This is a genomic window from Cupriavidus sp. OTU4054 (genome assembly GCF_038440175.1).
GTDB classification, from domain to species: Bacteria; Pseudomonadota; Gammaproteobacteria; order Burkholderiales; family Burkholderiaceae; genus Cupriavidus; species Cupriavidus pauculus_D.
Genome location: NZ_JASATF010000001.1, coordinates 62,286 through 88,612 on the forward strand (window position 1 = coordinate 62,286; position 26,327 = coordinate 88,612).

Consider the following 26,327-nt stretch of genomic DNA (forward strand, 5'->3'; position numbering starts at 1 on the left):
CCAGCTGGCAGGCATGGCCATGACTCACGACGAAATCTTCGCGCGGATCTCCGCGGTGCTCCAGGACTCCTTCGAGATCGATGCGGACCGCATCCGACCCGACGCGCGCCTGTATGAAGACCTCGACATCGACAGCATCGACGCGGTGGACCTTCTGGTGAAACTGAAACCGATGCTCGACAAGCCCCTGAAGCCCGAGCACTTCAAGTCCGTCCGTACCATTCAGGACGTGGTGGAAGCGCTTGCGCTGCTGATCGACTCCGATACTTCCGCGACGGCCTGATGTCGTGGCGCAAGATCGGCCTGGTAGCGATGACGCTCTGCTACCCGGTTGTCGTCTATGTGGGGCTCCAGTACTGGCCGCCCCGCATCGTGGCGCTCTTCCTGATCGCCATGCTGGTGCTGCGCCTCGCCACCGGCAGGCAGGCCGGCGCGCGCGCCATGGCGCTGGCCGCCGGCGCCGTGGCGCTCGTGGTGTTCGCCTCGGGCGACGCGATGCCGCTCAAGCTCTATCCCGTCTTTATCAATGCGCTGATGCTCGCGCTCTTCGGCTGGAGCCTGTGGCATCCGCCGACCGTGGTCGAACGTATCGCACGTTTGCGGGAACCGGATTTGCCGCCGGCCGGCGTGGCCTACACGCGCAAGGTCACGATTGCGTGGTGCGTGTTCTTCTGCTGCAACGGCGCCATGGCGCTGCTGACCGCGCTGTTTGCCGATGACGCCACGTGGGCGCTCTATAACGGCGCGATCGCCTATGTGCTGATCGGCACCATGTTCGGTGGCGAGTGGCTCGTGCGGCGCCGCGTCATGGCGGGGAGCGGGCAAAGGAATGGACATGCCTGAGGTGCGAACGACGGACGGCGCGTGGCACGGTGTGCGCGGCGCGATGGGCGCGCTCGCACGGCGGACCGCGCACGGCCACGCGCAAGAGCCGACGCAAGACCAGACGCAAGACCCGACGCAATCCGCCTCGCTCCTCGCGAGCACGGCCGCGTGGCGCGCGGCATTCGCCGCGGCGCCGGGCCGCCGGTGGGCCCTGTACATCGAGTCGCCGCAAGAATTTGCCGCGGCCCTGTTCGGCGCATGGCACGCGGGCAAGCACGTCGTGCTGCCGGGCGACCTCCGCGCCGATACGCTCGATGCGCTGCGCGCGCATACCGATGGCTGGGCCGGCGAGATGCCGGGCGGCCTTGTGCCCTCCCCCTCGACGGCGTCGCCGGCATATGGCTCCCCCCCGCTGGACTGGCTCCCGCTGCCCGAGGACGCGGGCATCACGCTGTTTACGTCGGGCTCGACCGGCACGCCGACCGCGATCGAGAAGCGGCTTGCACAGCTGGACGCCGAGACGGCCACGCTGCAAGCTGCATTCGGCGCGCGCCTCGCCGCCGGCGCGCACGTGCTCACCACCGTTTCGCATCAGCATATCTATGGGCTGCTGTTCTGCGTGCTGTGGCCGCTTGCCGCGGGCAGGCCGCTGCCCGATGACCGATTGGCGTTCAACGAGGAACTCGTGACGCGCTGCGGTGCGATGCCGCGGACGGCCGTGCTTGTCACGAGCCCCGCCCATCTGCGCCGGTTGCCCGAAGGGCTCGACTGGGGACCCGTGCGCGAGCGCGTCGGCGCGGTGTTCTCTTCCGGCGGGCCGCTGCCGCCCGCCGCGGCCGACGACGCGCTGCGGCAACTGGGCCAGTCGCCGATCGAAGTCTTCGGCAGTTCCGAGACCGGCGGCATCGCGTGGCGCCAGCGCGCCGCGCATGGCGACCGCTGGACGCCGCTGCCGGGCGTCGCATGGCGCATCGAGGACCGCTTCCTCGCGGTACGTTCTCCGCATCTGCCCGACGAGGGCTGGTACGTCTGCCCGGACCTCGCCTACGCCGACGCGGACGACAGCTTCGTGCTGCAGGGCCGCGCCGATCGCGTCGCGAAGATCGAGGAAAAGCGTATCTCGCTGACCGCCATCGAGCAGGCGCTCGTGGCATCTCCATGGGTACGCGAGGCGCGCGTGCTGCTGATGGACCTGCCCGTCGGCACGCGCGTGGCCGCGGCACTTGCATTGACCGACGAAGGCGATGCCGCGCTGGCGGAACGCGGCCGCGCGGCATGGATTGCCGCGCTCAAGGCATCGCTGGCCGGCAGCGTCGACCCGCTCGCCGTGCCGCGCCGCTGGCATGCCACGCGCGACGACCTGCCCGCCAATACGCAGGGCAAGACGACCGACGCCGCGTTGCGGGACCTGTTCCGGCAGACGCTGCCGTCCGTGACCTGGATCGAACGCGAACCCGGCAAGGCCGCGGCGATGCTCGACGTGCATGCGCATCTGGCCGTGTTCGACGGGCACTTTCCCGGCGCGCCGATCGTGCCCGGTGTCGCCCAGGTCGACTGGGTCATGACGCTGGCCCCGCAGGCGCTGCCCGTGCCGTCGCGCACCGCGTTCATGCGGCTCGACGTGCTGAAGTTCCAGGGCATCATTCGCCCGGGCATGCAGGTACGGATGGACCTCGAATGGCATGCGGACAAGCACGCGCTGGCCTTCCGCCTGACCTCCGACGCGGGCCCGCACGCGAGCGGGCGCGTCGCATTCCGGAGCCCCGCATGACCGCCGCAGCCGACTTCCGCCCCGTGGTGCTGGTGCCCGTGTACAACCACGAACGCGCGATCGGTGCGATGGTCGATGCCATCCTCGCGCATCCCGTGCCGTGCCTGCTGATCGACGATGGCAGCAGCGCATCCTGCGCGGCGGTGCTGCGCGACCTCGCGGCACGCGCCGACGGCCGTGTGACGCTGATTCGCCTCCCGCGCAACCAGGGCAAGGGCGCGGCCGTGATGGCAGGCTTCGATGCCGCATGGCAGGCGGGCTATACGCACGCCCTGCAGATCGACGCCGATGGCCAGCACGATGCCGACTGCATTCCGGCGTTCTTCGACCTCGCGCGGCGCCACCCCGAGGCGATCGTATGCGGCACGCCGCTCTACGACGCATCGGTGCCGCGCGGACGGCTGATCGGCCGGTATGTCACGCACGTCTGGGTCTGGGTGCATACGCTCTCTTTCGCCATCCGCGATTCGATGTGCGGGCTGCGTGTCTATCCGCTTGCCGCGGTGGTGCCGCTCACGCGCACGACGCGCATCGGCCCGCGCATGGAGTTCGACACCGAGGTGCTCGTGCATCTGGTGTGGCGCGGCATCTCCGTGCTGAATATCGCCACGCCCGTGACCTATCCGAGCGATGGCGTTTCGCACTTCCGCATGTGGCGCGACAACGTGCGCATCTCGTGGATGCATACGCGACTGTTCTTCGGCATGCTCGGCAGGCTGCCGATGCTGCTCGCGCGCAAGCTCGCCTGAGCACACGGAGACGACGGCCATGCGATCCCTTGCCCCCGACAACCTCGCTGCCTCGCGGGATGGCGCGCGCCATTGGAGCCGCATTGGGGAAGCGACGTGCGTATGGGGTATCTGGTGGCTCTATGCCGTGCATCGCGTGCTGGGCCGCTCGGTCTTCCGCGTGGCCCTCTATCCGGTGGTGATGTACTACTGGCTGGCACGGCCGGTGGCGCGACGCGCGTCGCTGGACTATCTGCGCCGGCTGCATCGGACTGCGGGCGACCACGTCGTACCCGGGGCGCGGCATACGTTGCGGCACCTGTACGCGTTCGCCGAGACGCTGCTCGACAAGCTGCTGGCCATCAGCGGCCGCTATCCGTTCGAGAACGTCGCGCGCGAAGGGGTCGAGGTGCTCGAGCGCCAGCTGGACACCGGGCGTGGCGGCATCATCGTCACCGCGCATATGGGGTGCCTCGAACTCTGCCGCGCGCTCGCGCAGAAGCGCGCGGGACTGCGGCTGACCGTGCTCGTGCACACCGCGCATGCGCAGCGGTTCAACCGCATGCTGTCGCGGCTCGATGCCGACAGCACGCTGCAGTTGCTGCAGATCGACGACATCACGCCGGCGACCGCGCAGCAACTGGCCGATCGTGTGAACGCGGGCGAGTTTGTGGCCATCGCGGGCGATCGTATTCCCGTCCACGGTGGACGCACGGTCACCGTGCCGTTTCTCGGCGCGCCCGCGCAGTTTCCGATCGGTCCATACGTGCTGGCCGCGCTGCTCGACTGCCCGTTGTTCGCGATGGGATGCATCCGGCAGGGCGACGGCCATCTGCTCCGCTTTACCGAACTGGCGCGCGAAGTGGCCCTGCCCCGCGCGCGGCGCACCGAAGCCCTGGCCCATCATGCGAGCGCCTATGCCGCATGGCTGGAGGGGCTGCTGGTGCAGTCGCCATACGACTGGTTCAACTTCTACGACTTCTGGGCAAGCCCGAACCCATGAACCCAGTACTGAGTCACGACATTACGCTGAGCCCCGCGTTCCACGACCTCGATCCGATGAACGTGGTGTGGCACGGCAACTATGCCCGCTACGTCGAGCTGGCGCGTACCGCCCTGCTCCAGAAGTTCGGGTATGACTACCCCGCCATGCGCGACTCGGGCTATGCATGGCCCGTGGTCGACCTGCGTCTGCGCTATGTGCGGCCGATCGTCTATGGCCAGAGCGTCACGGTTCGCGCGACGATCGTCGAATGGGAGCATCGGCTCAAGATCGATTACCTGCTGCGCGATGCCGCCACGGGCGAGCGCCTGACCAAGGGCTACTCGGTGCAGGTCGCCGTCGATATGCAGACCGGCGAGATGTGCTACGAGTGCCCGCCGGTGCTGTGGGAGCGGCTGGGAGTGAAGCCATGAGCCGGATCGTCGACCGCCGCGCGATCGTGCTGGCGATGACCGCGTGCGTTGCTTTCGCGGGGACGGGCACGCTCGCCGTGGCAGCGGAGAAGACGTCCGGAAAAGGCCCCGACACGCTGCACGACATCACCGCGCGGCTCTCGGATGCACCGGTCATTCGCGGCCGCTTCGAGCAACGGCGGCAGTTGGCGGGATTCGCCACGCCCCTCGTATCGAAGGGCGACTTCGTGCTCGCGCGCGAGCACGGGCTCGCGTGGACCACGCGCGAACCGGTGGCGTCGAGCCTCGTCGTCACCCCGACGCAGCTCGTCGTGCGCGGTGCCGATGGACAGGTGCAGCAGCGCATGGCGGCCGACAATCAGCCCGCAATGCGGATTCTGGGCGAATCGATGGTCGCGCTGCTGCGCGGCGACTTTTCGTCGCTGCTGCCGCGCTTCAGTGTGGACGCGCGCAAGACGGGCAAGGACGGCTGGGCCTTGACGCTCACGCCGACGGATGCGGGAATCCGCCGCGCGTTCACGCGCATCGACCTGTCCGGCGACCGCTTCGTGCGCAGCATCCGCATGGATGAGGCCGGCGGCGATACCACGCAGATCCGGCTGATCGATCCCACCGCGTCACCGCAACTTTCCGCGGCGGAGGCACAGCGTTTTGAGTAAGCCGATTCACCACGCCTCCGCCGGTGTTGCCGATACCGGGGCAAGTGCCCTGGTGCCGATGTCCCCGTTCGCGCGGGTGCTCGCGGTCCTCTGGCTGCTGGCCGTGCTCGCGCTCGGCTGGCATCAGGCGAATTTCTGGCGCGACGGGCGCGTCGATACCGACATCATGGCCCTGCTGCCGTCGAGCGAGCGCACGGCCACGGCGGACCGCGTGCTGCGGCAGCTCGCCGAGGATGTCTCGCGCGAGGTCGTGGTGCTCGTCGGGGCCCCGGACTGGCAGGCGGCACGCCACGCGGCGGACGGCATTCGCGCGGTCACGGGCGCGCATCCCGAACTGCTCAAGCCCATCGACAAGCTCGGCACGTTCGACCTCGATGCGGCGCTGGCGTTCTATCGGCCATGGCGCGGCCGGCTGCTGACCGACGCGCAACGCGCGCAACTGACCCACGCCGATGCCGATGCGTTGTCGCAGCAGGCACTGGCCCGCCTCTATCAGATTTCTTCGGGCTCCGCGCTCACGGGCTGGGCTGCGGATCCGCTCGGCCTCTGGCAGGACTGGTGGCTTGCGCGCGCGGACGTGACGCGCGTGCGCGAGCGCGACGGGCTGCCTTCGTTCACCGCCGACGGCATGCAGTGGATTCTGCTCACGTACCGCATTGGCAAGCCCGCGTTTTCGGTCGGGGGCGACACCGACTATGGCGACCTCCTTGCCGCGGCGGAAGCCCGCGCGCGGCGGGACAACGCGGGCGTTCGCGTGGTATCGGCCGGCATTCCGCTGCATGCGGAAGCGGCGGCGGCGCGCGCGAGCTTCGAGATCAACGTGATCGGTTTCGGTTCGCTGGCCGCGGTGCTGCTGCTGGTCTGGCTGGCATTTCGTTCGATGCGCCCGATCGTGCTGGTGGCGCTGTCGCTCGCCATCGGCACCGCGGCCGCGATTTCGGTGACGGCCATCGTGTTCGATCGCGTGCATCTGATCACGCTCGTGTTCGGTGCCAGCCTGGTCGGGGTGGCGGAAGACTATGGCATTCATTACTTCGTGACGCGGCAGGCCAATGGCAACCGCTCGCCGGCCAGCACGATGCGGCTGCTGCTGCCGGGCATGGCGCTCGCGCTTTCGACGAGCGTCGTAGCCTATCTGGCGCTCGGCGTGGCGCCGTTCCCCGGCCTGCGGCAGATGGCGCTGTTCTCGGCGGTCGGTCTCGTTGCCGCGTTCCTGACCGTGGTGCTCTGGTTTCCGCTCCTCGACCGCGGCCGCCTGCGCCCGACGCGGATGTCCGAATGGCTGACGCGCGGGCTTGCGCGCTGGCCGCGCGCGCGCATGGACCGGCCCACGCTTGTCGCCGGGGCGGCGCTTGCGGTCTTTATCGTGAGCGGCCTGCTGCAGGTGCGCGTGGTGGACGATGTGCGGCAGTTGCAGAACTCGCCCGCGCATCTGGTCGATGCGCAGCGCACGGTCGGCCGTCTGCTCGGCAGCCCGAGTCCGACGCAGTTTCTGCTGGTGCGCGGTGCTTCGCCCGATCAGGTGCTCGAGCGCGAAGAAGCCGTGAAATCGCGGCTGCGCGGGCTGGTTGCGCAGGGTCGTCTCGATGGTGTCATCGCCTTGTCCGACTGGGTGCCCTCGGCTGCCACGCAGCGTGCCGATGCCGCGCTGACGGGGCCGCTCGAGGAAGCGGTGCGCGAGCGGGTGGCCAAGGCCTTGCGCACGACGCGCGTGGCCATGCCGTCGGACGATGCGCAGCCGAACGATGTCCTGACGCTGTCGGCCTGGCTGGCGAGCCCGGTGTCGGCGGCGCTGCGGCATCTGTGGCTGGGCCGTGAAGGTCATTCGACAGGGCCCTATGCCAGCGTGGTGCTGCTGCGCGGTCTGGCGGACCCGGCTGCCGCGAGCGCGGTGGAGGCGGCGGTGTCGGGGTCGCCCGGGGTCGAGTATGCCGATCGCATTGCCGATCTCACCGGTCTGCTCCATCACTATCGGGTGCTGATGACGTGGCTGCTGCTGGCCGGGGCGGTCGCGGTGTCGGTGCTGCTTGCGTGGCGTTATGGCCGGGCCTCGTGGCGCGCGCTTGTGCCGACGTTGCTGGCGGGCCTGTGCAGTGTGGCGTTGCTCGGGTGGCTGCAGGTGCCGCTTCAGCTGTTTCCTGTACTGGCGCTTGCGTTGCTGCTTGGCGTGGGGGTGGACTATGGCATCTTCCTGCTGGAGCATCCGGGGGATGGGGTGTCGTGGACGGCGATCGTGCTTGGCGCGGCGAGCACGCTGCTGGCTTTCGGGCTGCTTGCGCTGTCCTCGACGCCCGCGCTGCACGCGTTCGGCGTGACCATGCTTGCGGGGGTGGGGGCGGTGTGGGCGTTGTCACCGTGGTTCCGGCCATGAGGCGGGCGACGCTGCTTGCCCTCCTCGTCCCGGCATGGCTGGCCGCTTGCGCGGGCCCGGCCGGACCGGGCTCGGCCGCGCCCATGGCCTCGACACCTGGCGCACCCCCTGGGGCTCCCATGCCCGTGCCGCTGCTGCGGTTGCCGCCCGCCTCGCTGGGCCGTGCGCTGACGCTGCAGCAATCGATCTCCGCGGACTTCATGCACGCAGGCCGGCGCGAGCATCGCGAGCTGCAGGTTCTGCTCGAAGCCAACGCCCGGCACACGCGGCTTGCCGCGATAGGCGGTGGGCAGGTGCTCGCGCGCCTCGACTGGGATGGCGCGGATCTGCGCATCACGCGCTCCCCGTGGACGCCCGATACCGTGCAACCCGAGCGCATCCTCAGCGACCTCCAGCTATCCGTATGGCCCGCCGAGGCGATTCGTGGCGCGCTGCCGCAGGGCTGGACCCTCGACGACGCGCCCGCGCAGCGGCGTCTGCGCCAGGGCGACGAGGTCGTGGTGGACATTCGCTATCCCGACCCCGCCACCACGTTGATCGAGCAGCGCCGCGATGGCTATCGGCTGACCATCCGCACGTTGCCCGCTGCCATTTCCGGAGCCGACCAATGACCGCTTTTCTCGATACCGTCGGCGTGACCTGCGCACTGGGCCGCGGCCGCGACGCCGTGCGCGATGCGATGTGGAAGACCGACCTCGCCGGCATCGGCGAAGTCACCGACCGCTACAGCACGGGGCGGCCACTGCTGCTTGGCACGGTGCCAGACCTCTCTGACGACGCTTCGCTTGCGAGCGCGCTGCCCGATGCGTATCGCAGCCGCAACAACATGATGCTGCTCGACGCGCTGTCGCAGATCCGCGAAACCGTGGACGCCGCCATCGCGCGTGTCGGCCCCGCGCGCGTCGCCGTGATCATCGGCACCAGCACCTCCGGCATCCACGAAGGGGAACGCGCGATCCAGCATCTGTCCCGGCACGGCACGCTGCCCGCTTCCTATCACTATGGACAGCAGGAACTTGGCTCGCCGGCCCTGCTGCTGGCAAAGGTCCTCGGCACGCGCGGCCCCGCCTATGCGATCTCCACCGCGTGCTCCTCCGGCGCCAAGGCCATGGCCGCCGGCGCGCGGCTGCTGCGCCACGGCCTGGCCGACATCGTGCTGGCCGGCGGCGTCGACACGCTGTGCGCGTTCACGGTGGCCGGCTTCTCGGCGCTGGAATCGGTCAGCGCCGCACGCTGCAACCCGCTGTCCGCGAACCGCAACGGCATCAACCTCGGCGAAGGCGCGGCCCTGTTCCTCATGTCGCGCGAGGCAGGCCCGGTACGGCTGGCCGGATGGGGCGAATCGTCGGACGCCCACCATGTCTCCGCGCCCGACCCGCAAGGCGAAGGCGCGCGCCTCGCGATGCGGCAGGCGATCGCCACCGCCGGCATCGAGCCGAACGCCATCGACTACGTGAATCTGCACGGCACCGCGACGCCCGCCAACGACGTCATGGAAGCGCATGCGGTCGCCGACCTGCTCGGCACCGATGTGCCCGTCAGCTCGACCAAACCGCTGACCGGCCATACGCTGGCGGCGGCCGGCGCCGTCGAGGCGGCCCTGATGTGGCTGACGATAGCGGGAAATCCGCGCGGGCAGTTGCCCCCGCACTGGTGGGATGGCGCCGCCGACGGCGCGCTGCCGGCGCTGCACGTCGCGGAACCCGGTGGCACGCTCGGCCGCGCGCCGCGCTACGTGCTGAGCAACTCGTTCGCGTTCGGCGGCAGCAATTGCACGCTGGTCATGGGTGCCGCATGATGACGTCGAACCTTCCACCGCCCAACGCGCTACCCCCGGTGCGCGAGGTCGTCCCGCACGGCGGGGCCATGCTGCTGCTCGACGCGCTGGTGTTCGCCGATGACGCGCAATGCATCGCGCGCGCCGAAGTCCGCGCCACGCAGCTGTTCGCCGACGCCGGCGGCATGCCGGCATGGGTCGGCATCGAGTACATGGCGCAAACTATCGCCGCATGGTCCGGCATGCGGGACCGGCGCGACGGCAAGCCGCCCGGCATGGGCTTCCTGCTCGGTTCCCGCCGCTATGAATGCGACCTGTCGCACTTTCCCGTGGGCTGCACGCTGACCGTCAGCGTACGGCCCGAACTGATCGGCGACAACGGTCTTGGCCAGTTTGCGTGCCGCATCGACATGGACGGCCGCGAAGTGGCGCGCGCGAACGTTTCCGTTTTCCAGCCTGCGGATGCGCGGGCGTTTCTGCAAGGACAAGAGGTATGAGCAATCCCACGGTTCTGGTCACGGGATCGTCGCGCGGCATCGGCCGCGCCATCGCGCTGCGCCTGGCCCGCGAAGGCTACGACGTGGCCATCCACTGCCGTTCGCGCCGCGATGAAGCGGAATCGGTGGCCGACGCGGCGCGCGCGTGCGGCCGCAAGGCTCGCGTGCTGAGCTTCGATGTTTCGCAGCGCGAGGAAACCTCGCGCGTGCTGCTGGCCGACATCGAGGCGCACGGCATGTACTACGGCGTGGTCTGCAATGCGGGCATCGCGCGCGACGCGGCGTTTCCGGCGATGACGGGCGAGGAATGGGACGATGTGGTCCACACCAACCTCGACGCGTTCTACAACGTGCTGAACCCGCTGGTCATGCCGATGGTCCAGCGCCGCCAGCCTGGCCGCATCGTCACGCTGTCCTCGGTGTCGGGCCTCGTGGGCAATCGCGGCCAGACCAACTACAGCGCGGCCAAGGCCGGCATCATCGGCGCCACCAAGGCACTCGCGATCGAACTGGCCAAGCGCGACATCACGGTGAACTGCGTGGCGCCGGGCCTGATCGACACCGATATGGTGGAGCCGCACGTGCGCGAGGAAGCGTTGCGCATGATCCCGGCGCGCCGGCTCGGCTCGCCCGACGAGGTGGCGGCGACGGTCGCCTTCCTGATGTCGCGCGACGCGGGCTACATCACGCGCCAGGTGATCTCGGTCAACGGGGGGATGTTCGGATGAAGCGCGTCGTCGTGACAGGTGCGGGCGCCATCTCGGCGCTCGGCAATGACTGGGCCGCGGTGCGCCAGTCGCTCGCCTCCGGCCGCAACACCGTGGTGCGCATGGCCGACTGGGATGACATCAAGGGCCTCAACACGCGGCTGGGCGCGCCGGTACCGGAACTCACGCTGCCGCCCCACTACACGCGCAAGGCCACGCGCTCGATGGGCAAGGTGGCCTTGATGTCCGTGCTGGCGAGCGAAACCGCGCTGCGGGAAGCGGGGCTGCTCGGCCATCCGCTGGTATCGGGCGGCAAGCTTGGCATCGCCTACGGCTCGTCCACGGGCACGCCCGAGGCCGTTGCCGATTTCGGCCGCATGCGCACGGAGCGCACGACCGAGGACATCAGCGCGACGACGTATATCCGCATGATGCCGCATACCACGGCCGTGAACATCGGCGTGTTCTTCGGCATTACCGGACGCATCGTCACCACGTCGAGCGCATGCACGTCGGGCAGCCAGGGCATCGGCTACGCATACGAGGCGATTCGCAGCGGGCGGCAGATCGCCATGCTGGCCGGCGGCGCCGAGGAACTCGATGCCACGGAAGCCGCGGTCTTCGACACGCTCTTCGCCACGAGCACGCGCAACGATGCGCCCGAGACCACGCCGCGCCCGTTCGATAGCGAACGCGACGGGCTCGTGCTAGGCGAAGGCGCCGCCACGCTGGTGCTCGAGGAACTCGAGCATGCACGCGCACGCGGCGCGCGCATCCTGGCCGAGATCGTCGGCTTCGGCACCAATAGCGACGGTGCCCATGTGACCCAGCCCAAGGCCGACACGATGGCCGTGGCGATGCGCCTGGCGCTGGAAGACGCCGCGCTCGACGCGGGTCGCATCGGGTATATCAACGCGCATGGCACCGCCACCGACCATGGAGACATTGCCGAGTCGCACGCCACCCACGCGGTGTTCGGCGCGGGCGTGCCCGTGAGCACGCTCAAGAGCTATATCGGCCATACGCTCGGCGCCTGCGGCGCGCTGGAAGCGTGGATGACCATCGAGATGATGCGCGACGGATGGTTCGCGCCGAACCTCAACCTGCGCACGCCCGACCCGCGCTGCGCGGAACTCGACTACATCATGCATGCGCCGCGCGAACTCGACACCGAGTACGTGATGAGCAACAACTTCGCATTCGGCGGCATCAACACGTCGCTGATCTTCCGCCGCTGGAACGAAGATACCGAGTGAAATCCCATATCAACCAATAACAAGGTCCATCGATGAAACTCACGGCTTCCCTGCTCACCGCCGCAACCTGTGCCGCCGCACTGCTGGCCTCGCCCGCTCACGCGCGCGACACCAGGTACATGCTGCCGCTCAAGGACGTACTGTCGATGCCCGAGGCAAAAGACAAGCTGGACCCGTCGTTCCGCTTCTTCCTGGCGGGTCAGACCACGCCGCCCGTGCTCGAGCGCTTCGACTCCGGCGTGACGAACCGCAAGACCAACGGCGTGGGCAAGAGCGACGAGGATGGCTGCCGCTGGGCCGCGCTGTCCGCGCTGGTCGCGCTGCAGGACACCGCCAAGTCCAAGGGCGCCAACGCAGTGATCGATATCGTCAGCTACTACAAGAAGAACGAGGTGACGAATCCCGCGGAGTACGAATGCCATGCCGGCGCGGTCGTGGTCGGCGTCGCGCTCAAGGGCACGTACGCGAAACTGGGACAGTAATGACCATCCGGATCCGCCATGGGAGCGTGGCGGCGCTTGCCGAGCAGGCGCCGTCGCCTTCCACATGGATGTCCGAGAGCGAATGCGCGCGGGTGCGGTCGACCCATGCCGCAACGCGCCGCGCGCAGTTCATCGCGGGGCGATGGCTGGCGCGCGTGCTGCTGTCGGAGGCCATGGGCGGATCATGGCACGACTGGACGCTGACGGCCGAAGACGATGCGCCGCCGCGCGTGTCGGGTCCCGCCACCGCTTCCGCCTTTCCCTCCGCCACGCTGTCGCTGTCGCACAGCGGCGACCTCGTCGCGTGCGCGCTCGGCACCGCGCCGCTCGGTATCGACGTGGAGGCCTGCACGCCGCGCAAGGGGCTCGATGCGCTCTACGATGCCGTCACGACCGCAGACGAGCGGCGGGCCCTGGCCGCGCATCTGGGCACCGACACGCTGCAATGCTTCCTCCACGCATGGACGCTCAAGGAGGCCGGTCTCAAGCGCGAAGGCGACGGCCTCTTCGCCACCATGCTGGGCCACGCCCTGCAGCTCGAGGCGGCCACCGATCCCCCGCGGGCCAATGCCTGCACGTGGCAACTGGACGGTCACGTACTCGCCCTCAGCGCCGAGGCGCTGGGCACCTGCACCCTCCCCGGCTTTCCCCCGCCGCGCTACTGGAAGCTCGCGCGGCACACGTCTTCCCGCTGAATCATGTCTGAAATCACCGTACCCGACCTTCCCGACAACACCGTCACGCCTTCGCAGGTCGTCTTCGACGGTACACCGCTCGCGATCGAGGCGATCGTCGCGCTCGCGCGCCGCGAGGCCACGGCCGTGCTGTCCGATGCGCCGGACTTCCGCGCGCGCATCACGCGCGGTATGGCGTTTCTCGATCAGCTGCTCGAGGAAGATGGCCGCATCTATGGCGTGACGACGGGCTACGGGGACTCGTGCGAAACCGCGGTGCCCGTGGACCGCGCATGGGAACTACCCGTGCATCTGTACACGTTCCACGGCTGCGGGCTCGGGCGGCTGCTGGAAGCGGACGAGACGCGCGCCGTGCTCGCGGCACGGCTGGCGTCGCTGTGTCAGGGTTATTCGGCGGTCAGCCCGGCGCTGCTCGAACAACTCGCCGCGTTCCTCGCGCATGACGTGCTGCCCTGCATTCCGGCCGAAGGCTCGGTGGGCGCAAGCGGCGACCTCACGCCGCTGTCGTACGTCGCGGCCGCGTTGTGCGGCGAGCGCGAGGTCGTCTACGCGGGACGGCGCCAGCCGGCGGCCGAGGCGCTTGCGGCAATCGGCCGCGCGCCGCTGCGGCTGCGGCCCAAGGAAGCGCTGGCGATCATGAACGGCACCGCCGTGATGACGGGCCTGGCCTGCCTCGCATGGTCGCGCGCCGCGCATCTTGCCGCGCTCTCCGCCACGCTGACCGCCGGTGCGGTCGCGGCGGTCGATGGCAATCCCTATCACTATGACGAGACGCTGTTCCGTGCCAAGCCGCATCCCGGGCAGTTGCGCGCCGCCGCGCGTATCCGCACGCTGCTCGGCGATTCGCGCGCGCCGCGCCATGCGAGCCGTCTGCAGGACCGCTATTCGCTGCGGTGCGCGCCGCATGTCATCGGCGTGCTCGAAGACGCGCTCGACTGGTCGCGCCGATGGATCGAAACCGAGCTGAACAGCGCGAACGACAATCCGCTAGTGGATCCGGACGAGCAGCGCGTGCTGCATGGCGGCCATTTCTACGGCGGCCATGTCGCGCTGGCCATGGATGCGCTCAAGACGGCGGTGGCCAGCGTGGCGGATCTGATGGACCGCCAGTTGGCGACGCTCGTCGATACGCGCTACAACAATGGCCTGCCCGCGAACCTGTCGGGCGCCACCGGCGACGAGGCGCCGCTGAACCATGGGCTGAAGGCCGTGCAGATCGGCGCGTCCGCGTGGACGGCGGAGGCGTTGAAGCTGACCATGCCGGCGACCGCGTTCTCGCGCTCGACCGAGTGCCACAACCAGGACAAGGTCAGCATGGGCACGATCGCGAGCCGCGATTGCCTGCGGGTGCTGGAGCTGACGGAACAGGTGGCGGCCGCGATGCTTGTGGCCGTGCGTCAGGGCATCGGGCTACGCCTGAAGATGGGTGGTGCGCTGCCGCAGCCGCTGCAGCCGTTCTTCTCGCGGCTCGAGGCCGCGATTCCGCTGCTGACGCGGGACCGGGCCCTCGAATCCGAGCTTCGCGCGCTGCTGGCGCAGATGCGCGCGGGCCGCTGGCAGGACGCTTAATCCTCGCGGCAACTGCCGTCGGCACAGCCGTCGCGCGACTCGCGCGGCGGATAGAGCGGATAGCGCAGCGCCGCATAGATCAGGACGACGACGCCCGCGGCGGTGATCCAGTCGAGCAGATCCTTCATGATGCCGGCTCCATGAGGGTGTGCCTTCAGTCTAGGCGCTCGCGGACATCGCGGGAACGATCGATTCCGCGAGAGCTTATGCGGATCGGGATCAGAACGCCGGCAGAATCGCGCCCTTGAACTGCCTGTCGAGGAAATCCTTCACTTCCTGCGACTGATACGCCGCAACCAGCGGCTTGACCCATGGCTTGTCCTTGTCCTGCGCGCGCACCGCGATCAGGTTCGCATACGGGCCGCGCAGGTCCTCGATCGCGATGGCATCGCGCGTCGGCGACAGGTTGGCCTTGACCGCGTAATCGGTATTGATCGATGCCGCGGCGAGGTCGCTCAGCGAACGCGGCAGGATCGCCGAGTCCAGTTCGACGAACTTGAGCTTCTTCGGATTCGAGGCGATATCGAGCGGCGTGGCGTTCTTGCCCGCGGCGGTTTTCAGCGTGATCACGCCCTTGGCCTGCAGCAGCCGCAGCGCGCGATTACCGTTCGACGGATCGTTCTGGATACCGACCTTCGCGCCTTCCGGCAGGTCCGACAGCGACTTGTACTTGCTCGAGTAGAAACCCATCGGCGCTACGTAGGTCAGGCCCACATTGACGATCTTGTAGCGGCGCGCCTCGATCTGGCTGTCGAGGAACGGCTGGTGCTGAAAGCCGTTGGCGTCGAGATCGCCGGCATCGAGCGCGGCGTTCGGCTGCGCATAGTCGTTGAACTCGACGATGCGGATGTCCAACCCATTGCGCTTGGCCACCGTACGCACGACCTCCCAGATCTGCGCGTCCGGCCCGCTCATCGTGCCGAGGCGGACGACCTGGTCGGCGGCGAGGGCCTGCGTGGCGGTCAGCGCCGCCAGCGCGGAAACAGCGGCGGCGGTGAACAGTTGGAACAAACGGCGGCGATGCATGATGGCTCCTGTAGGGCGTTGTATTGGCTCGCCCCCGCGCGGGTGGCACGAGGGCGTCACGGATGGTAAGGACGCCCACGCCATCAGGGAATGAATAAGTTCGGCTATCGATATGCGCCACGTACGTACGCTCATGATTCGACCGGAGCTAGCGCGGTAATAACGTCCGGCAGCGCCGTAGGACGGCGACGGATATGCATGGACCTCGAACCGGGAAATCATCGGGGTAACGCATCCAGCCGGAGACTCTTCATGATGTTCCACCGCTTTCTCATCGGCTCGGCCGGATCCGATAGCGTGCAGGAAGTGCATCTGATTCGCGCGCTGCCGCAGGACTGGGCGTGCCTCGCCCGCATCGATACGGGCATCCAGTCGCTGCGCGAGACCCGCCGCGATATCCCGCCCTACCTGCTGATCCACGATCGCGACTGGCAGCAGGCGTCGTTCCAGCCGGACAAGCTTATCCGCACCGCGCGCAAGTTTTCCTATGACTCGGTGGGCGAATTCGTCGATCTGCATCTGCGGCAGACCTTCCACGAGCACGCGCTCGCGGTATTGTCGCCCGCGTGGAATCCGACCGGCGTGACGCGCGCCATCACGCGCGCCGTGGCGCCGTCAGCCCGCCGCCGCCGCGCGCGCGTCGCGGCGTAGCGTTTGCGGAGACTCGCCAAAGGCGCGCTGGAAGGCCTCGCGCAGATGGCCTCGGTCCCGGAACCCCGTCTCGCGGGCAATCACTTCGAGCGAATGGCGGCCCCGTTCCACGAGATTGCGGGCCGTCTCGATACGGATGCGCTCGATCGCCCGCGCCGGCGACTCGCCGGTCTCCGCCTGGAACACGCGCTGGAACTGCCGCGTGCTCAGGTGCGCGGCATGCGCGAGATCGGCAACCCGTAGCGGCTTGCCGAGGTTCTGGCGCACGAACTCGAGCGCGACCTGCACCTTGTCCGACTTCGGTGCAAGCTTGAGCATCTCCGAATGCTGCGTTTGCCCGCCCGCGCGGCGGTGGTGCATGACCAGCACGTGGGCCACCCGGTTCGCGACCTCGTGACCGAGGTCCTTCTCGACGATGCCGAGCGCGAGGTCCATCGCGGCCGTCAGGCCGGCCGAGGTCCAGATCGCGCCATCGACGATAAAGATGCGGTCGGCGTCCACTTTCGCCAGCGGGCAGCGCTGCTTCAATGCCTCCGCGAAAGCCCAGTGCGTGGTGGCGCGCCGGTTGTCGAGCACGCCCGCATCGCCGAGCGCGAAGGCGCCCGTGCACATGCCGACCACGCGGCGCGCGCGAACCGACGCTTCGTGGATAAATGCCGCTTCGTCCGGATGCGTGGGGCGTCCGGTCGGATCGACGATCCCGCTGATCATCCAGGTGTCGGCATCGTCGATATTCGCCGGCAGCGTGCCGACCGATGCGCCGACCGACGAGCGCACCTCGCCGCCAGCCATCGAGTAATTGGTAACCTGATAGACGGGCTCGCGCGCGACGACGTTGGCGAACTCGAACACCGACTGCGTGCCCAGGGCCATCACCTGAAAGCCTTCCGTCAGCAAATACCCAATCCGATGCATCTTTCCACCGCGCGCTACATGTCCGAGAAGCGGATTATAAATGTCGCGTGTAAATCCTGCATTTCACCGATCATGGGTGCTCGACATGCCCGAGGTTATTACCCATGACCGCATCGCTACACGAACTGGGGCTGTCGCTTCTGCACGATACGACCCCTCCCCTGACCTCGCTCACGCTGCTGGCCGCGGCAGGTCAGCGTTGGCTCGATGGCGACCGCCCCGCCATCGACGAGGCGCGGCAGTGTCTGACCGACATCGCCGCGCACACGCGACTGCTTACGGAACTGCTCCACGCACTGGTCCATCTGGCGCCCGTCGCCATGCCACCGGCGGCATTCGATCTGCGCGCGCTGCTGGAAGAGACGGCCGCCGAATGGCGACCCTTGCTCGCGCGGTCCTGCACACCGCTGCGGCTCGCATTGCCGCCGGAACCGGTGGAGATTCTCGGCAATGCCTGGCAACTGCGGCAGGTGCTGGTCCGCAGCCTTCATGCCGCCGCTTCCCTGCTGGCAGGTCCGGATGCGGGCGATGCCTTGCATCTCCGGCTGGAGGCCACGAATGCGCACGCCATCGTCTCGTTGGACCGTGCGGCCAGACCACGCGCCGGTCTGGGAACCTGCGCCGCGATGATAGCGCCGGCCGAGCTGGCCGTGCTCGGCGCCGTGCTTCGCGTGCACGGCGCACGGATACTGCACGGCAATGCCGTACCCGGCCAGCCGCCGCTCGCGTTTGTCTGGGACCGCGCGCCCTGAGCTTCGGCCGATCCGTGGCGGAACACCCGTTTTGGGCTAGCATCGCGGGTGTCCCGATTCCGAGCCGAAGCCCATGTCATCGTCCCCATCCGGTCCCGCGCGGCTTGCGCTGGCCGCCGCGTCCCTGATCGTGCTATCCACGCCTGCGTTCGCCGCAGGCACGGCAACGTCGATCGACAAGGTCCCCGGCAAGCTGACCACGCCCGAAGGGCGCGCCGTGTTCGATCGGGAGATTCGCGGTACACCGCAGGCGGACGGCTTCGGCACGCAATTGCCGGAAGGCTTCACGGCGGCGCAGCTGGTGCGCCAGACGGTGCCCGGCGCGAACCCCGCCGCGCTGGTGCTCGCCGGCGTCAAGCCATGGCCTGGACAGCCCGACCGGTATGTCGCCGTGGCATGCCTCGCCGAAACACCGGAGCGCGCCACGAACGAACGCAAGTACTGGAAAGACCAGTGCCGTACCGATTCGACCGAAACATGGTTCGCGATCTTCGCGCGCGCGGCGGGCGAGGAACCGACGCTGATCGCGCGCACGACGGCACCGGTCCGGACGCCGACCGACTGGAACGGATCGAACCTCGACGCCCCGCAAGCCGTTGACGACGGCGGCGGCCCGCCCGAATCGTGGCTGCGCTTCGACCTCGCCGCCTACAAGCTCGGCGAAGGCCACCCCGCATTCGGCGTGCGCGCGGGCTGGAGCGAAGGCTACGCCGGTGGCGGCGCCTCGTTCGAGGCGCTCTACCTGTTCATGCAGGACGGCAAGACGCTGCGCGCCGTATTTGCCGCGCCGATGTCCTTCATGAAGATGATTGCCGGAGACTGGAACAAGGACGGCACACGCAATCACGACGTGACCGACGGCAGCAATGTGCTCGTCGTCTCGGATCGCGCCACCGCGGGCTACAGGGAGCTGCAACTGCGCGAGCGCAAGGGATCCTGGCGGAAGACCTATCGCTGGTCGGAGAAGGACGGCCTGTACGTGCCTCGATGACCTTGCGTGACGGCAGGCGCCTGTACGCGTACACGCCTATGACGTACACCCTGCCCTATAATACGGCGCGCTCCGTCCTCCACTCATGCCCGCGACCCGCACCGCCCCCCCGACCGACGACGATTCCACGCCGCTCTATATCCGCATTCGCGACGAACTGCGCGCGCGCATTCTCGACGGCAGCCATCCGCCGCGCAGCCAGATGCCATCGGAGAGCGAACTCCAGGAACGCTTCGGCGTCAGCCGCATCACCGTGCGCCAGGCACTCGGGCACCTCGAGCGCGAAGGCCTGATCTTCAAGAAGCATGGCAAGGGCTCGTTCGTTTCGCAGCCCAAGGCGTTCCAGAACGTGACGTCGCTGGAAGGCTTCGCGGAAGCGATGTCGCGCATGGGGCACGAGATCGTCAATCGCGTCGTGTCGTTCGATATCGTTCCCGCGACGGCCGCCGTCGCGCACCGGCTGGAGATCGGCGAAGGCGAGCCGGTAACGGAGATTCATCGGGTCCGGCTGCTGAACCGCGCGCCCGTGTCCTACGAGGTCACGTATCTGCCCGAGCCGATCGGCCGCCAGCTTCAGCGCGCGGACCTCGTCACGCGCGATATCTTCCTGATTCTCGAGAACGACTGCGCGCTGCCGCTGGGCGCCGCAGACCTCGCGATCGACGCAGTCCTGGCCGACAAGGCGCTGGCGCGCGCGCTGGAAACCACCGAGGGCGCGCCGCTGCTGCGCATCGAGCGGCTGACGCACGATAGCGCCGGCCGCCCCATCGACTTCGAGTACCTGTACTTCCGCGGCGATACGTTCCAGTACCGGCTGCGCATCGACCGCCAGCGCACGCGCGCGCGCCGCGCGGGCACCGCCTAGGCACCGCCGGGCGACATCCAGGCGACACCCACGCGACACCGGTCACGGCGCATATGCGCGCCGCGCACAAGCAAGCGCGAAACCATTCATTGGTGCCGCGACGCCGCACTCCTACAATCTGGTCCTACTTGTTATAACAAGTTGATCCCCACAGGACCATGCAGACACACGAACTCGACTACGACATCGTCGTCATCGGCGGCGGCACGGCCGGCCCCATGGCGGCGATCAAGGCCAAGCAGCGCAATCCGGCGCTGCGCGTGCTGCTGCTCGACAAGGCGCACGTCAAGCGCAGCGGCGCCATCTCCATGGGGATGGACGGCCTGAACAACGCCGTGATCCCCGGCCACGCGACGCCGGAGCAGTACACGAAGGAGATCACGGTCGCCAACGACGGCATCGTGAACCAGGCCACCGTGCTCGCCTACGCGCGGCACAGCTTCCGCACGATCGAGGAACTCGACCGCTGGGGCGTGAAGTTCGAGCGCGACGAAACGGGCGACTACGCCGTCCGCAAGGTCCATCACATGGGCGCCTATGTACTGCCGATGCCGGAAGGCCACGACGTCAAGAAGGTGCTCTATCGGCAACTGAAGCGCGCACGTGTCGAGGTCACCAACCGGATCGTCGCCACGCGGCTGCTGACGGGCCCCGCCGGCGAGGCCGCGGGCGTGATGGGGTTCGACTGCCGTACCGCGGATTTCCACGTGATACGCGCAAAGGCGGTCATCCTCTGCTGCGGCGCCGCGGGCCGCCTCGGCCTGCCCGCATCGGGCTACCTGATGGGCACGTACGAGAACCCGACCAATGCCGGCGACGGGTACGCCATGGCCTATCACGCGGGGGCCGAACTGGCCAACCTCGAATGCTTTCAGATCAATCCGCTGATCAAGGACTACAACGGTCCCGCGTGCGCGTACGTCACCGGTCCGTTGGGCGGCTATACCGCGAACGGCAAGGGCGAACGGTTCATCGAGTGCGATTACTGGAGCGGCCAGATGATGTGGGAGTTCTATCAGGAACTCCAGAGCGGCAATGGGCCAGTGTTCCTCAAGCTCGATCACCTCGCGGAAGAAACCATACAGAACATCGAGACGATCCTGCATACGAACGAGCGTCCGAGCCGCGGGCGCTTCCACGCGCTGCGCGGCAACGATTACCGCAAGCGCATGATCGAGATGCATATCTCGGAGATCGGCTTCTGCAGCGGCCATAGCGCCTCGGGCGTGTGGGTGAACGAGCATGCGGCGACGTCCGTGCCGGGACTGTACGCCGCGGGCGACATGGCCGCGGTACCGCACAACTACATGCTCGGTGCGTTCACCTACGGCTGGTTCGCCGGCGAGCAGGCCGCCGAGCGTGCCAGTGGCGGCGCCCTGCCCGCCATCGATCGCGCGCAGGTCGAAGCCGAACGCACACGCGTGCATGCGCCGTTGCATCGCGCGCACGGCCTGCCGCCCTCGCAGGTCGAGTACAAGCTGCGACGCTTCGTGAACGACTACCTGCAGCCGCCGAAGGTCACGCGGCGCATGGAGATCGGGCTGCAGCGCTTTGCGGAAATCCGGGAGGACGTCGCGCAGCTGTCGGCCGCCAATCCGCACGAGCTGATGCGCGCGGCCGAGGTCTCCGTGATTCTCGACTGCGCGGAAATGGCGGCGCGCGCGTCGCTGTTCCGCACGGAGAGCCGCTGGGGCCTGTACCACTACCGCGTCGACCATCCCGTACGCAATGACGAGGAATGGTTCTGCCATACGCATCTGAAGAAGGGCGAAGACGGCGCGATGACGTCGTTCAAGCGCCCCGTCGAACCGTACCTCGTGCCGCTCGACGCGAACGAACGTACCGCCTACTCGCGCCTGCGGGTCGCGGCCTAGCTCACAAGGAATCCAACCATGGCCCTCGTACCCCGCGACGCGCAGACGCGCACCGCCGTTCCCGTGACGATCGACGAAGACAAGTGCATAGCCGACAAGGGCTGCACGGTCTGCATCGACGTCTGCCCGATGGATCTGCTTGCGGTGGATCCGGAAACCGGCAAGGCGTTCATGAAGTTCGACGAGTGCTGGTATTGCATGCCCTGCGAGCGCGATTGCCCGACCGGCGCCGTGCACGTCGACATTCCATATCTGTTGCGGTGATTGCGCTGCGTGCACCGTACCGATTTCCCAATGCCCCCGCACCCATCGACTTCAAGGAACGCAAAATGAAAGCGCTGCCCCTGCCCCTTACCCTGACCCTTCCCCTGCGCGTCGCGCTGCTCCTCACGCTGACGCTGCCGGTTGCCCATGCGGAAACGATTCGCGTGGCACTCGGCACCCAGGACACGACGATCAACACCGCCAGCGGCGGGTTGCTCGTGCGCGAACTCAAGCTGCTCGAGAAGTACCTGCCTCGTGACGGCAAGTACAAGGATGCGGTCTATGACGTGCAGTGGAAGAACTTCACGAGCGGGGCGCCGATCACGAACGAGATGCTGGCCGGCAAGCTCGACTTCGGCTCGATGGCCGAGTTTCCGGGCGTGCTAAATGGCGTCGCGAACCAGAAGGCCGGCAAGGGCAGCATCTTCATCAACGTGCTGTCGGGCAGCACGCTTGGTAGCGGCAACGGCATCGTCGTGCCCAGCGATTCGCCGGCGCAATCGCTCGCGGACCTCAAGGGCAAGACCATCTCCGTGCCGTTCGCCTCCACGGCCCACGGCATGCTGCTGCGCGCCATCGCGGCACAGGGATGGGACCCCGAGCGCGACGTCAACATCATCACGCAGGCCCCGGAAGTGGCGGGCCCAGCGCTGCAGGCACGCAAGATCGACGCGCATGCGGACTTCGTGCCGTTTGCCGAGCTGTTCCCGTATCGCGGCTTTGCCCGCAAGATCCTCGACGGGGCGCAGACGCAGACGCCCACGTTTCACGGTACGCTCGTACAGAAGGAATTTGCGCAGAAGTATCCCGAGGTCGTGGTGGCGTACCTGCGCGCGACCATCGAGGCCAACCGGCTGCTGGCCGCCGAGCCCGAGAAATACAGCGAGCTGATCGCGAAAGTGACGGGCGTCGAGCCCGAAGTCAACTACCTGTTCCATGGTCCGCTCGGCCTGCAGACGCGGGACCTGACGTGGAAGCCCGAGTACCGCAAGGCCGTGCAGACCTCGTTCGACACGCTCAAGCTGCTCAAGCGCGCCGATGGGGACCTCGACGTCAACGCATTTATCGACGACAGCTTTGTGCGCGCCGCGTTCAAGGCGGAGAAGCTCGACTACGACGCCGCGCTGCGCGACTACGCACAACTGCCGCTCAAGGCGAACGATGCGGCCACGGGCAAGCGCATCGACCACTTCGACCGCGTGGCACAGGTGTGGGTCAAGGGCGAAGCGCGCGTGCGCAGCTACGCGTCGCCCGAAGCCGCGGTGCAGGCGCTGGGCGCGTTGCAGCGCGACGGGAAGGAAGTCCGCGCGTTCTACGCACAGGACAGAGAGTCCGGCATCAAGCTGCTCGGCAGCCAGGCATGGTTCACACGCGATGGCGAGGGCCGCCTCAACGCGTTCCTGCTGAAGGCGCGCGCGCAGGCATGGGCCAGCCAGCACGGCGGCCAGGTCATCGATTACGCGGCGGCGCGGCAACCGTCCGCACTCGCCGCACGCTAGGAGGGCACGATGACGAGCCACGCCCTGCCCGGCACCTCCGGCAGCTCCGGCGCGCCGTCCGCCACGGCCACGCCCGCCGTTGCCGCGCGGCGCATTCGCCCGGCCCGCCTCGCGCTGCAGATCGCGTCGCTCGCGCTGTGCCTGCTGGGGTGGCACGTCGCGACCCGCTACCGGCTGCACTTCGGCGTGGTCACGTTCGAGAACGTGCCGACACCGTCCGAAACATTCGAGGCCGCCTGGACGCTGCTGCAGTCCCCGAAGCTGCTGCGCCATCTGGGCAGCAGCCTCTCGCGGGTCGGCTGGGGATACCTGTCGGCGGCCGTGCTCGGCACGCTCGCCGGCCTGCTGATCGGCCGCTCCACGTGGATACGGCTCGGCCTGTTGCCGCCGCTCGAGGTATTGCGGCCCATTCCGGCCGTCGCGTGGATTCCGCTTGCGATCCTGATGTTTCCGTCATCCGAGGTGTCGATGATCTTCATCACGTTCACGGGCGCATTCTTTCCGATCCTGCTCGGGGCCATTCATGGCGCCGAGTCGGTGGACCCGCGCCTCGTCGCCTCGGCGCGCAGCCTGGGTGCCGGCCAATGGTCCGTCCTGCGCGAAGTCGTGCTGCCCGGCGCCGCACAGGGCATCGTGACTGGACTCGCCATCGGCATGGGCACGTCGTGGTTCTGCCTCGTCACCGCGGAAATGATCTCGGGCCAGTTCGGCATCGGGTACTACACGTGGGAGTCGTACACAGTGCAGCGCTATCCCGACATCGTCGTTGGCATGCTGCTGATCGGCCTGCTCGGCATGGGCAGCAGCGCGCTGGTGCGCATGGCGGGCCGGCTCGTCACGCCCTGGCTGGCGGTATCCGGGAGCGCGCGATGAGCGGCCCCACGCATGACGCGCGCCAGGGTGCCGTGGCGCTCGACGGCCTTTCCATCGCGCTGGGCTCCGGCGCGCAACGCTTCACGGCGGTTCGCGATGTCAGCCTGTCGATCGCGCCCGGCGAATTCGTCTGCGTGCTCGGCCCGTCCGGCTGCGGCAAGTCCACGCTGCTGGGCGTGCTGGCCGGGCATATCGCGCCCGCCGCGGGACGCGCCACGCTGGATGGCACGCCGATCGACGGCCCGCATCCCGAACGTGGCATGGTATTCCAGCACCACACGCTGTTCCCGTGGCGCCGGACGATCGACAACGTGGCATTCGGACTCAAGATGCGCGGCGTGGGCCGCGAGGAACGTCGCCGCCGCAGCGCGGCCTTGCTCGGCCGCGTGGGCCTCGCCGATTTCGCCGATCGCTATCCGTCGCAGTTGTCGGGCGGCATGCAGCAGCGCGCGGAAATCGCCCGCGTGATGATCGGCGGTCCGCGCATCCTGCTGATGGATGAACCGTTCGGCGCGCTGGACGCGCAGACGCGCGCCATGATGCAGGCGCTGCTGCTCGACGTCTGGAGCGACTATCGGCCCACGGTCGTGTTCGTCACGCACGATATCGACGAGGCGCTGTTCCTCGCGGACCGCATCGTCGTGATGAGCCCGGGCCCCGGCACCATCATCGAGGATCTGCGCGTCCCGTTCGCGCGGCCGCGCGAACGCAGCGAGACGCGTGACCTCGTGACCGAGCCCGCGTTCATCGAGCTCAAGCGGCATCTGCTCGCGCTGCTGCGCCATCGCGAGCCCGCCTTACCCGCGGCCCGGCTGAGCCCGCTTGGCGACGGCCGCGCATCGCCCCCCTCTTCTTCCGTTTCCAGCTTCTGATCTCCGTGACCATGACCGACCCCCGCTTTGCCGCTGCCGATCCCGCCGTACGGCGTCTTGCCGTTATCGATGCCACCGAAAGCGAGGACGAAGCGCTGCTGCCAGAGGTCGCCGCCGCGCTGCGGCGCGATGCCGATGCCGGCGTGCGGCGCACGGCCGCCGAACATCTGGCCGCATGGGAAGCGCCGGCGGCCGTTGCCGCCCTGTGCGATGCGCTCGGCGACGCCGACGCGCCAACGCGCCAGGCGGCGGCGGACAGCCTCTCCGCGCTCAAGGACCCCGCGCTCGGGCATCTGTTGCTCGCGCGTCTGGCCGGGACCGATGCGTTCGCGCGCGCGGCGCTGCTGCGTGCATTGCGCGAGTTGCGATTGCCGGAGAGCATTGCGGCCGCGCAGGGCGCGTTGGCCGATCCTGTATCCGCGGTGCGGCGCGAGGCCGTGGGCGTGCTTGGCTGGCTGCGTCACGAGCCATCCCTGCCCGCGCTGTCCGCGCTCGCGGGCGGCGACAGCGATGCCGATGTGCGGCGCGCCGCGATCGGCGCGCTCGGCTTTGCTCACGACGACAGCGTGCTGCCACCGCTGCTCGGCGCGCTGCGCGATGCGCACTGGCAGGTGCGCGAGGAAGCGGCCGTGACCCTTGGCAAGCTGCGGCTGCGTGCCGCGCGCGCGGGGCTCGAGGCCGCGCTCGACGACGAATACTGGCAGGTCACGCTGCAGGCCGCGCGGGCGCTGGGCCGGCTCGGCGAGCGGGCCAGTGCGACGGCGGTGGCGGGTCTGCTCGCGTTTCCGCTCAGCAACGTGCGCAAGGAGGCCGCGCTCGCGCTGGGCGAGCTGGCCGAGGCGCGTGACACGGCCATCCTCGCGGTGCTCGAGGCCGCGCTGGGCGATGGCGATCCCGAGGTGCGCAAATCCGCGCGCATCGCCATCGCGCAGATTCGCGAACGGGTGTCGGCCGCCTAGGCGGGCCCCGCTGCCGGCTGCGCCGGCTTGGGC

The 26,327-nt window shown here is 68.5% G+C and carries 29 protein-coding genes; 26 read left to right on the forward strand and 3 right to left on the reverse strand.

Going from position 1 to position 26,327, the window contains the following annotated elements:
- Nucleotides 1-19 precede the first annotated feature (19 nt).
- From AAHB16_RS00320 to AAHB16_RS00395, 16 genes are all read left to right on the forward strand, one after another.
- Nucleotides 20-283, forward strand: a complete 264-nt coding sequence (locus tag AAHB16_RS00320; protein WP_109582665.1) for an acyl carrier protein — start codon at nt 20-22, stop codon at nt 281-283.
- Nucleotides 283-843 carry a COG4648 family protein gene (locus AAHB16_RS00325; RefSeq protein WP_342049755.1) on the forward strand — a complete coding sequence of 187 codons (561 nt, stop codon included), beginning with the start codon at nt 283-285 and terminating at the stop codon, nt 841-843. Before AAHB16_RS00320 ends, AAHB16_RS00325 begins: the two co-directional genes overlap by 1 nt.
- Nucleotides 836-2,596 (forward strand): AMP-binding protein, encoded by a 1,761-nt coding sequence (locus AAHB16_RS00330; RefSeq protein WP_342049756.1) that lies wholly within the window; start codon nt 836-838, stop codon nt 2,594-2,596. The genes AAHB16_RS00325 and AAHB16_RS00330 overlap by 8 nt, the downstream gene beginning before the upstream one ends.
- The gene (locus AAHB16_RS00335; RefSeq protein WP_150371853.1) at nt 2,593-3,345 is read left to right on the forward strand and encodes a glycosyltransferase family 2 protein; all 753 of its coding nucleotides are present in this window, start codon (nt 2,593-2,595) and stop codon (nt 3,343-3,345) included. Before AAHB16_RS00330 ends, AAHB16_RS00335 begins: the two co-directional genes overlap by 4 nt.
- Before the next feature lie 19 nt (nt 3,346-3,364).
- Entirely contained in the window at nt 3,365-4,327 is a 963-nt protein-coding gene (locus AAHB16_RS00340; RefSeq protein ID WP_150371854.1) for an LpxL/LpxP family acyltransferase, read from the forward strand.
- Nucleotides 4,324-4,740 (forward strand): acyl-CoA thioesterase, encoded by a 417-nt coding sequence (locus AAHB16_RS00345; protein ID WP_150371855.1) that lies wholly within the window; start codon nt 4,324-4,326, stop codon nt 4,738-4,740. Before AAHB16_RS00340 ends, AAHB16_RS00345 begins: the two co-directional genes overlap by 4 nt.
- Nucleotides 4,737-5,399, forward strand: a complete 663-nt coding sequence (locus tag AAHB16_RS00350) for an outer membrane lipoprotein carrier protein LolA (protein ID WP_223851447.1) — start codon at nt 4,737-4,739, stop codon at nt 5,397-5,399. Before AAHB16_RS00345 ends, AAHB16_RS00350 begins: the two co-directional genes overlap by 4 nt.
- Complete coding sequence (locus AAHB16_RS00355) at nt 5,392-7,770, forward strand: MMPL family transporter (RefSeq protein WP_342049757.1); 2,379 nt, start codon at nt 5,392-5,394, stop codon at nt 7,768-7,770. Before AAHB16_RS00350 ends, AAHB16_RS00355 begins: the two co-directional genes overlap by 8 nt.
- 119 nt (nt 7,771-7,889) lie before the next feature.
- Nucleotides 7,890-8,381 (forward strand): DUF3261 domain-containing protein, encoded by a 492-nt coding sequence (locus AAHB16_RS00360; RefSeq protein WP_223851449.1) that lies wholly within the window; start codon nt 7,890-7,892, stop codon nt 8,379-8,381.
- A complete protein-coding gene (locus tag AAHB16_RS00365) occupies nt 8,378-9,568 on the forward strand; it encodes a beta-ketoacyl-ACP synthase (RefSeq protein WP_150371857.1) in 1,191 nt (396 codons plus the stop codon). Before AAHB16_RS00360 ends, AAHB16_RS00365 begins: the two co-directional genes overlap by 4 nt.
- The gene (locus tag AAHB16_RS00370; RefSeq protein ID WP_223851450.1) at nt 9,565-10,044 is read left to right on the forward strand and encodes an ApeP family dehydratase; all 480 of its coding nucleotides are present in this window, start codon (nt 9,565-9,567) and stop codon (nt 10,042-10,044) included. Before AAHB16_RS00365 ends, AAHB16_RS00370 begins: the two co-directional genes overlap by 4 nt.
- Entirely contained in the window at nt 10,041-10,772 is a 732-nt protein-coding gene (gene fabG, locus AAHB16_RS00375; protein ID WP_150371858.1) for a 3-oxoacyl-ACP reductase FabG, read from the forward strand. Before AAHB16_RS00370 ends, fabG begins: the two co-directional genes overlap by 4 nt.
- Nucleotides 10,769-12,007 (forward strand): beta-ketoacyl-ACP synthase, encoded by a 1,239-nt coding sequence (locus AAHB16_RS00380; RefSeq protein ID WP_150371859.1) that lies wholly within the window; start codon nt 10,769-10,771, stop codon nt 12,005-12,007. Before fabG ends, AAHB16_RS00380 begins: the two co-directional genes overlap by 4 nt.
- Nucleotides 12,008-12,039: 32 nt before the next feature.
- Complete coding sequence (locus AAHB16_RS00385) at nt 12,040-12,489, forward strand: excinuclease ATPase subunit (RefSeq protein ID WP_150371860.1); 450 nt, start codon at nt 12,040-12,042, stop codon at nt 12,487-12,489.
- The gene (locus tag AAHB16_RS00390) at nt 12,489-13,184 is read left to right on the forward strand and encodes a 4'-phosphopantetheinyl transferase family protein (protein WP_191002215.1); all 696 of its coding nucleotides are present in this window, start codon (nt 12,489-12,491) and stop codon (nt 13,182-13,184) included. Before AAHB16_RS00385 ends, AAHB16_RS00390 begins: the two co-directional genes overlap by 1 nt.
- 3 nt (nt 13,185-13,187) lie before the next feature.
- On the forward strand, nt 13,188-14,753 hold the full coding sequence (locus AAHB16_RS00395; RefSeq protein ID WP_150371862.1) for an HAL/PAL/TAL family ammonia-lyase: 1,566 nt from the start codon (nt 13,188-13,190) through the stop codon (nt 14,751-14,753).
- Here the strand turns inward: AAHB16_RS00395 and AAHB16_RS00400 are convergent.
- Both AAHB16_RS00400 and AAHB16_RS00405 read right to left on the reverse strand, forming a co-directional pair.
- Nucleotides 14,750-14,881 carry a hypothetical protein gene (locus tag AAHB16_RS00400; RefSeq protein WP_263364759.1) on the reverse strand — a complete coding sequence of 44 codons (132 nt, stop codon included), beginning with the start codon at nt 14,879-14,881 and terminating at the stop codon, nt 14,750-14,752. The genes AAHB16_RS00395 and AAHB16_RS00400 overlap by 4 nt on opposite strands.
- 91 nt (nt 14,882-14,972) lie before the next feature.
- Nucleotides 14,973-15,779, reverse strand: coding sequence for a MetQ/NlpA family ABC transporter substrate-binding protein (locus tag AAHB16_RS00405; RefSeq protein ID WP_150371863.1), 807 nt, complete (start codon nt 15,777-15,779; stop codon nt 14,973-14,975).
- A 252-nt stretch (nt 15,780-16,031) separates the two neighbouring features.
- Between AAHB16_RS00405 and AAHB16_RS00410 the strand changes: the two genes are divergently transcribed.
- Nucleotides 16,032-16,430 (forward strand): hypothetical protein, encoded by a 399-nt coding sequence (locus tag AAHB16_RS00410; protein ID WP_342049758.1) that lies wholly within the window; start codon nt 16,032-16,034, stop codon nt 16,428-16,430.
- Here the strand turns inward: AAHB16_RS00410 and AAHB16_RS00415 are convergent.
- Nucleotides 16,395-17,345 (reverse strand): GlxA family transcriptional regulator, encoded by a 951-nt coding sequence (locus tag AAHB16_RS00415; protein ID WP_150371872.1) that lies wholly within the window; start codon nt 17,343-17,345, stop codon nt 16,395-16,397. The two genes, AAHB16_RS00410 and AAHB16_RS00415, sit on opposite strands and share 36 nt — an antisense overlap.
- Before the next feature lie 104 nt (nt 17,346-17,449).
- On the opposite strand from AAHB16_RS00415, the gene AAHB16_RS00420 reads away from it, so the two are divergent.
- From AAHB16_RS00420 to AAHB16_RS00460, 9 genes are all read left to right on the forward strand, one after another.
- Nucleotides 17,450-18,097: a hypothetical protein gene (locus AAHB16_RS00420; protein ID WP_342049759.1), complete on the forward strand. Its 648-nt coding sequence runs from the start codon at nt 17,450-17,452 to the stop codon at nt 18,095-18,097.
- Nucleotides 18,098-18,170: 73 nt separating this feature from the next.
- Nucleotides 18,171-19,088, forward strand: coding sequence for a hypothetical protein (locus AAHB16_RS00425; RefSeq protein ID WP_342049760.1), 918 nt, complete (start codon nt 18,171-18,173; stop codon nt 19,086-19,088).
- 85 nt (nt 19,089-19,173) lie between these two features.
- The gene (locus tag AAHB16_RS00430) at nt 19,174-19,953 is read left to right on the forward strand and encodes a GntR family transcriptional regulator (protein WP_150371875.1); all 780 of its coding nucleotides are present in this window, start codon (nt 19,174-19,176) and stop codon (nt 19,951-19,953) included.
- Nucleotides 19,954-20,111: 158 nt separating this feature from the next.
- The gene (locus AAHB16_RS00435) at nt 20,112-21,827 is read left to right on the forward strand and encodes a fumarate reductase/succinate dehydrogenase flavoprotein subunit (protein WP_342049761.1); all 1,716 of its coding nucleotides are present in this window, start codon (nt 20,112-20,114) and stop codon (nt 21,825-21,827) included.
- A gap of 18 nt (nt 21,828-21,845) precedes the next feature.
- Nucleotides 21,846-22,091 (forward strand): 4Fe-4S dicluster domain-containing protein, encoded by a 246-nt coding sequence (locus AAHB16_RS00440; protein ID WP_342049762.1) that lies wholly within the window; start codon nt 21,846-21,848, stop codon nt 22,089-22,091.
- Between the two features lie 65 nt (nt 22,092-22,156).
- Nucleotides 22,157-23,590: an ABC transporter substrate-binding protein gene (locus AAHB16_RS00445; protein WP_342049763.1), complete on the forward strand. Its 1,434-nt coding sequence runs from the start codon at nt 22,157-22,159 to the stop codon at nt 23,588-23,590.
- Nucleotides 23,591-23,599: 9 nt separating this feature from the next.
- Complete coding sequence (locus tag AAHB16_RS00450; protein WP_342049764.1) at nt 23,600-24,463, forward strand: ABC transporter permease; 864 nt, start codon at nt 23,600-23,602, stop codon at nt 24,461-24,463.
- Nucleotides 24,460-25,335, forward strand: a complete 876-nt coding sequence (locus tag AAHB16_RS00455; RefSeq protein WP_342049765.1) for an ABC transporter ATP-binding protein — start codon at nt 24,460-24,462, stop codon at nt 25,333-25,335. Before AAHB16_RS00450 ends, AAHB16_RS00455 begins: the two co-directional genes overlap by 4 nt.
- Nucleotides 25,336-25,346: 11 nt before the next feature.
- Nucleotides 25,347-26,294 (forward strand): HEAT repeat domain-containing protein, encoded by a 948-nt coding sequence (locus AAHB16_RS00460; protein WP_342049766.1) that lies wholly within the window; start codon nt 25,347-25,349, stop codon nt 26,292-26,294.
- The last annotated feature ends 33 nt before the right edge of the window (nt 26,295-26,327 follow it).